This is a genomic window from Nocardia otitidiscaviarum NBRC 14405 (genome assembly GCF_000308635.1).
Lineage (GTDB): Bacteria > Actinomycetota > Actinomycetes > Mycobacteriales > Mycobacteriaceae > Nocardia > Nocardia otitidiscaviarum.
Genome location: NZ_BAGD01000092.1, coordinates 1 through 5,612, shown reverse-complemented (window position 1 = coordinate 5,612; position 5,612 = coordinate 1). Strand labels below are relative to the sequence as shown.

6 protein-coding genes and 1 pseudogene are annotated in these 5,612 nt (G+C 70.1%); 3 read left to right on the top strand and 4 right to left on the bottom strand.

All coding sequences use genetic code 11. The features are described 5' to 3' along the window. Positions 1-378 precede the first annotated feature (378 nt). Entirely contained in the window at positions 379-1,188 is an 810-nt protein-coding gene (locus ON31_RS20380; protein ID WP_039815903.1) for an MBL fold metallo-hydrolase, read from the bottom strand. A 46-nt stretch (positions 1,189-1,234) separates the two neighbouring features. Here ON31_RS20380 and ON31_RS20375 point away from each other — a divergent pair, with 46 nt between their 5' ends. Next, the gene (locus ON31_RS20375) at positions 1,235-1,663 is read left to right on the top strand and encodes a MerR family transcriptional regulator (RefSeq protein WP_051037528.1); all 429 of its coding nucleotides are present in this window, start codon (positions 1,235-1,237) and stop codon (positions 1,661-1,663) included. Here the strand turns inward: ON31_RS20375 and ON31_RS20370 are convergent. Together ON31_RS20370 and ON31_RS20365 are read right to left on the bottom strand one after the other, a co-directional pair. Then, positions 1,660-2,169, bottom strand: coding sequence for a GNAT family N-acetyltransferase (locus ON31_RS20370; RefSeq protein WP_039815899.1), 510 nt, complete (start codon positions 2,167-2,169; stop codon positions 1,660-1,662). The genes ON31_RS20375 and ON31_RS20370 overlap by 4 nt on opposite strands. Positions 2,170-2,228: 59 nt before the next feature. After that, positions 2,229-2,555, bottom strand: coding sequence for an ArsR/SmtB family transcription factor (locus tag ON31_RS20365; RefSeq protein WP_029928120.1), 327 nt, complete (start codon positions 2,553-2,555; stop codon positions 2,229-2,231). Positions 2,556-2,647: 92 nt separating this feature from the next. On the opposite strand from ON31_RS20365, the gene ON31_RS20360 reads away from it, so the two are divergent. Together ON31_RS20360 and ON31_RS20355 are read left to right on the top strand one after the other, a co-directional pair. Then, positions 2,648-3,844 (top strand): MFS transporter, encoded by a 1,197-nt coding sequence (locus ON31_RS20360; protein WP_039815904.1) that lies wholly within the window; start codon positions 2,648-2,650, stop codon positions 3,842-3,844. Between the two features lie 208 nt (positions 3,845-4,052). Beyond that, a complete protein-coding gene (locus ON31_RS20355) occupies positions 4,053-5,495 on the top strand; it encodes a pentapeptide repeat-containing protein (RefSeq protein ID WP_039815897.1) in 1,443 nt (480 codons plus the stop codon). On the opposite strand, the pseudogene ON31_RS38080 reads toward ON31_RS20355, so the two are convergent. After that, positions 5,492-5,612: pseudogene (locus ON31_RS38080) on the bottom strand (PQQ-dependent sugar dehydrogenase); the annotation flags it as partial. The gene ON31_RS20355 and the pseudogene ON31_RS38080 overlap by 4 nt on opposite strands.

The following is a 5,612-nucleotide window of genomic DNA, read 5'->3' as shown; positions in this document are numbered from 1 at the left end:
AGCCCGCCCCACCCGCGGACGTACCACCCCCACCCGCCCCGGTGGAAGGCGAGGCACCCCCACCGCCGCCCCCGGCGTAATCCACCGGCGCCCGGCCGTGCGCCCCGCTGTCGCGGCGTGCACCGGGCGCACCGCGTAGGTGCCCGCGCCCGGTTCCACCTTCGCCTTCGGCGAATGCCCTGTGCTGATGCGGCGTCGGTTACGACCGCAGCCCGATGGTTTCCTCGGTGTGCGCGGTGGCCACGTCGAACCGGCTGGATACCGAGCCGGGCTGGGTGCGAGGCCGGTGGCCGCCCGGCGTCGGTACCCGGGGTGTCGGTCTGTCCCGAGCCGGACTCGCGGTACCGAGTCGTTCGCACGCACGACCTCGGCCTGCTTTCACGCGCTGTGGGCCGGGGCCTGCCGGGCCTGGAGTTGCCAGGGGTCGTGGGCATTGAAGAGGGTGACCTCGTGCGGGTGGGTGCGGACGAGTTCGCGGAGGCGGGCCTGGGTACCGAGGCGGAGGTCGCGGTCGAACTCGGTGGACTGCTGGAGCAGGTCGAGCAGGGGGTGGGGCTGGGGTGGGAGGTCCAGTTCGCGGTGGTAGAAGAAGGCGTCGCCGCAGTGCAGGAGCCAGTGGTCGTCGTGGCGGACCGCGACGCCCGTGTGGCCGGGGGTGTGGCCGCCGAGGGGGACCAGGCGGAAGTCGGGGCTCAGCCCCTGGACCGGGGTCGAGGTGAAGCCGAACCATTCGTCGCCGGGTTCGGGGGTGTAGCTCACCCATTTCGGGCCGTGGGCCCAGTGCGCGGGGCGGTAGCGGCTGGCGGCGGATTCGGCCAGGGCCGTGGCCAATTCGGCGGCGTGGACGTGCACCCGCGCGTGTGGGAAGTCCGGCAGGCCGCCGGAGTGGTCGACATCGAGGTGGGTGAGGATGATGTGGCCGACATCGCCGGGGGAGTAGCCGAGCCGCTCGATCTGGCGGATGGCGGTCTCCTGCTCGTCGAGCGCCGGTCGGGCGAAGTCGACCCAGTCCGGATCGAGGGTGCCCGCCGGATTCCGCACATTCTCCAGCCCGAGTCCGGTTTCGATGAGCACCAGATCGTCGGCGGTCTCCACCAGCAGGCAGTGGTTGACCATGGGTGCGGGGGCCACGTCGTAGGTCGCTTCGATCTCGGCCATGGAGCCGCAGTTGAGGTGATGGATCTGCATGGGCGCTAGTCTGTGACTTGAAGCGCGCTTCAAGTCAAGGAGTGATATGTCCCACGCCCTGTTGGATATCGCCGAGGTCGCCGCTCGATCCGGGATGGCGGCCTCCGCCCTGCGCTACTACGAACAGCAGGGGCTCATCGTCTCGGCGGGCCGCAATGGCCTGCGCCGCACCTATGAACCGGAGGTGGTGCCCCGACTGGCGCTCATCGCGTGCGCCCGCCGTGCCGGTTTCACCATCGCCGAGATTCAGCACTTCCTGCGCGCTACCCCCGACGACACCGCCCTGCGTGCTCAATTGGTCCGGAAGGCGCGGGAGGTCGACGAGGACATCGCCCGGCTCACCCGCATGCGCGACGGTCTGCGGCATGCGGCCGTCTGCACGCACTCCCGTCTCGTCGACTGCCCGGAGTTCACGCGCACCTTCGCGCCGCCGGGCGCGAAATCACCCGGCGGCGACCACTGTTCGAACGATTAGGCCAGCTCGCGCCGCATGGCGATGCGGGGCCAGCGGTCCAGGCCGACCTCGGCCTCGTGGGCGCGAATCTCCCGCAGCTCCGGGGTGAGTTCCGCATCCGGTATCCGACGGAAGCCGAGCCGTTCGTAATACGGTGCGTTCCAGGGCACTTCGAGAAATGTAGTGAGACTCAGCGCGGGCAGTCCCCGCGCCCGGGCGAAGTCGGCCAATCGTTCGATCATGGTGCGCCCGATACCGTGGTGGGCGAAATCGGGGAGGACCGAGACCTGGCAGATGTGTTCGGTGTCGTCCACCTGCCTGCTGACGAGGTACGCGACGGGCATACCGTCGTCGTCCACGGTGACCCAGGCCCGGCCCGCGCGCAGGTGCGCGTCGAGGGTCTCGATGCTGGGCGGGTCGTCATCGGCGATCTCGAGCATGCCGAGGGTGCGGAAGGGCTCTCCGGCGGCGATCTCGATCTTCTGGAGTGTTGGCAGGTCCTCCGTCGTCGCGACGCGAATACGCATGAGATGACGGTAGCGCGGCCGGGGGTCCGATGGCTGCAGGGTTTATCGTCGGATCTGCACTATTTGTCGGTGGTGTCACTCGACCTGTTGGCAGCCTCGAGCACCGCCTCGAGCAGGCCGGGCAGCGCCGCGCCGATCTCGGCGGTGCGCAGCCGGACGAAGGTTTGCCCGTCCACGGATTCGCGATCGGTGAGCCCGGCCTCGCGCAGGATCTTGAAGTGGTGCGCGGCGGTCGATTTGCTGATCGAGTCGTAGAGCGCGCTGCAGCGCTGTGGTTCGCCCGCGGTGCCGAGACGGCGCACCATCTCCAGGCGAATCGGGTCCTGGAGCGCGCCGAGCACCGTGGACAGCGGCGCCACCGCGGGCTTCACATCGGTGTCGGACATGAGCTACCTCACTCGGAGACTGGTTTGACGACCATCGAACCAGGAGTATGGTCAGGTTCGATCACGATCAAACTTACCTGATGGAGCGTTCGATGTCAGCGGATGTTGCGGTTCGGGCCGAGCCGGGCACACAGACCTGGGCGTACGCGCTCGTACTCGCCGCCAGCGGCGTGGCACTGGGGGTGTCCGGGGTGCCGGCCCCGCTCTACGGCATCTACCAGCAGGAGTGGCATTTCACGCCGCTCACCACCACCTTCGTCTTCGCCGCCTACGCCGTCGCGGCCCTGGGCGCGGTGCTGGTATCGGGCCGGATCTCCGACGCCGTGGGCCGAAAGCCGGTGCTGCTGGGAGCCTTCGGCGTCATGGTCGCCGGACTGGTGGTGTTCCTGCTGGCCGACAACGTGGCCATGCTGCTGCTGGCGCGGGCGCTGCACGGCGCGGCGGTCGGCTCGACGGTGGTGGCGGGCGCGGCGGCGCTGCTGGACCTGCGGCCCAAACACGGTGCGCGCTCCGGGCAGCTGACCGGGGTGGCCTTCAATGTCGGCATGGCCGTCGCCATTCTGGGTTCGGCGCTGTTGGCGCAGTACGCGCCGTATCCGCTGCGCACGCCCTACGTGGTGATCACCGTGGTCTGTCTGCTGGTCGGCGTCGGCGTACTGGCGCTGCGCGAACCGCACACGGCCCGGGTGGCCGGACCCATCCGCATCGCCAAACCGGCGGTGCCGCAGGAGATTCGCGGCGACTTCTGGTTCTCGGCGCTGGGCGTGATGGCGGCTTGGTCGGTGCTGGGCGTGCTGCTGTCGCTGTATCCGTCGCTGGCGGCGGCCAAGACCGGAGTGCACAATCTCGTGTTCGGCGGCGCGGTGGTGGCGGCCACGGCCACCGCCGGTGCGCTGGCGCAGTTCTTCGCCACCGCCATTCCGGCCCGTCGCGCGGCCATCGCCGGGGATATCGGCATGGCGGCGGCGCTGCTGCTCACCCTGCCCGCGCTCGCCACCCACAACGGGGCGTGGGTGCTGGCCTCGGGGGTGCTGCTGGGTGCGACCTTCGGACTCGGCTTCGGCGGTTCGCTGCGCCACCTCTCCGATGTGGTGCCGCAGCACAAGCGCGGCGAGACCATGTCGGCCTACTACCTGCTGGCCTACTCGGCCATGGCGCTGCCGACGGTGCTGGCGGGCTGGGCGGCGACCACCTGGGGGCTGAATACGGTCTTCCCCTGGTTCGTCGGTGCGGTGGCGGTGGCGTGCCTGGTGGCGGCGGGCCTGGGCATGCGACGACGGACGGCATGAGACGGCGACCCGGTTCGGCGCGGCGGGGCGGTTCGAGGCGACCGGGCGGCGTGGAGAGTCCGCCCTGCGGTGGGAACCGCTGGGCGGACTTCGCTTTTCGGGCATAGTGCCTGGTCGCGAACCATCCGGTCGGCATCGAATCTCATGGAGCGGAACGGGAATCGGGGCTCCCTGTGCGCTCGCGCGCCGCGGTCGTTACCATCTCGCTATGCGGCGGCGTTGGGGGTGGTTCGGGTCCAAGACCGAGCGACGGACCCGAACGGCGCTCTCGCCGTCGGTGTTCCTGGCGGTCTCGAGCGGCGTGGCGGTGGCGGCTCTCACCTGGTGGGTGCTGTGGTTACTGTTCGGCGCGACCGATGCGCGCCCGGATCGGCTCGATCTCGCCGAGATCGCGCTCTGGGTGACCGCAGGGGTCGGCGTCGCGGTGGCGCTGGTGCTCGCTGCCAGACGGCAGCGCGATCACGACCGCGGCCGCTTCTCGGAGCTGTTCGGCGCGGCCGCCCTGCAACTGGGCGCCGCGGACGTCGCCGTGCGGCTCGCCGGCGTGTACGCCATGGCCGGGGTGGCCGACGAATTCCCCGAACGCGCCCGGCGCCAGCAGTGCATCGACGTGCTGTGCGCCTACCTGCGGCTGCCGTACGCGGCCAAGGAGGGTGTCAACCACCTCGTCTCCCGCACCGAGCGGCTGGAGGAGGACGGCGCGGGGGTGGAGCGGGTCTACCACTACCGGCAGAACGACCGACAGGTGCGCGACACCATCGTGCGCGTCATCGCCGAACACCTGCGCGACACCGCCGAGAGTTCGTGGTCGGCATGCGATTTCGACTTCACCGAGGCGGTACTGGAGAACGCCGACTTCCAGAACGCGGTCTTCGCGGGCGACAGCACCCGCTTCACCAACACCGATTTCGTCGCCTCCCGCGTCACCAGCTTCGAGGGCGCGCGCTTCATCGGACGGCGGGTCAGCTTCCAGGGCGCGGCCTTCCGCGGCCGCGGCGTGACCTTCCAGCACGCGCGATTCCAGCCGCAGGAGGCGGATCGCGCCGAGCCCGACGGCACGGCGGTGAGCTTCGCCGAGGCCAGCTTCTCCTGTCCGACCAGCTTCGAATCCGCCGAATTCTCCGGTGCGCGTACCACGTTCGACCGCGCCACCTTCGCCAACCAGCGCACCAACTTCGGTGAGGTGAACTTCGGCTCCGCGCTCACCTCCTTCGGCCGCGTCGTCTTCGACGGCGACCGCATCTCCTTCGACAGCGCCGAATTCTCCGGGACCAAGGTCGCGTTCACCGGTGCCCGCTTCTATGCCGAGGGCACCAGTTTCGACGGCACCCAACTCGGCGCGCGGCAGCGCTGGCGCTCCGGCGGCACCCAGGAGATCGACTTCGCCGACGCCGAATACCACGGCGCGGTGTCCTTCGCAGACGCCGTCTTCGAGGCGCGCTCGGTGTGTTTCACCGGCGGCGACTTCTTCGGCGACATCTCCTTCCGCCGCGCCGCCCTGCACGCCCGCGAGGTGTCCTTCGAGCGGCCCAAGGCGTGGGTGGGGACGCAGTTCGACTGGGACGACGATCCCGGTGCGAAACCGGAGAACGTGAAGCCCGAGCACTGGCCGCCGCGCCCGGTGAGCTCGCAGCTGGAACCGCTGATCTAACGCGCGGGGAAGCGGACGATCCGATCGTCGCCGGCGCGCACGTCGCCGCGGCCGTCGGTATTCGACGTGGTCAGCCAGAGCGCGCCGTCGGGTGCCACCGCCACCGTGCGCAGCCGC

Coding starts and splice junctions, on each gene's coding strand:
- ON31_RS20365 (WP_029928120.1), bottom strand. CDS start 2,555: ATGTCCGACACCGATGTGAAGCCCGCGGTGGCGCCGCTGTCCACGGTG.
- ON31_RS20370 (WP_039815899.1), bottom strand. CDS start 2,169: ATGCGTATTCGCGTCGCGACGACGGAGGACCTGCCAACACTCCAGAAG.
- ON31_RS20360 (WP_039815904.1), top strand. CDS start 2,648: ATGTCAGCGGATGTTGCGGTTCGGGCCGAGCCGGGCACACAGACCTGG.
- ON31_RS20375 (WP_051037528.1), top strand. CDS start 1,235: ATGTCCCACGCCCTGTTGGATATCGCCGAGGTCGCCGCTCGATCCGGG.
- ON31_RS20380 (WP_039815903.1), bottom strand. CDS start 1,188: ATGCAGATCCATCACCTCAACTGCGGCTCCATGGCCGAGATCGAAGCG.
- ON31_RS20355 (WP_039815897.1), top strand. CDS start 4,053: ATGCGGCGGCGTTGGGGGTGGTTCGGGTCCAAGACCGAGCGACGGACC.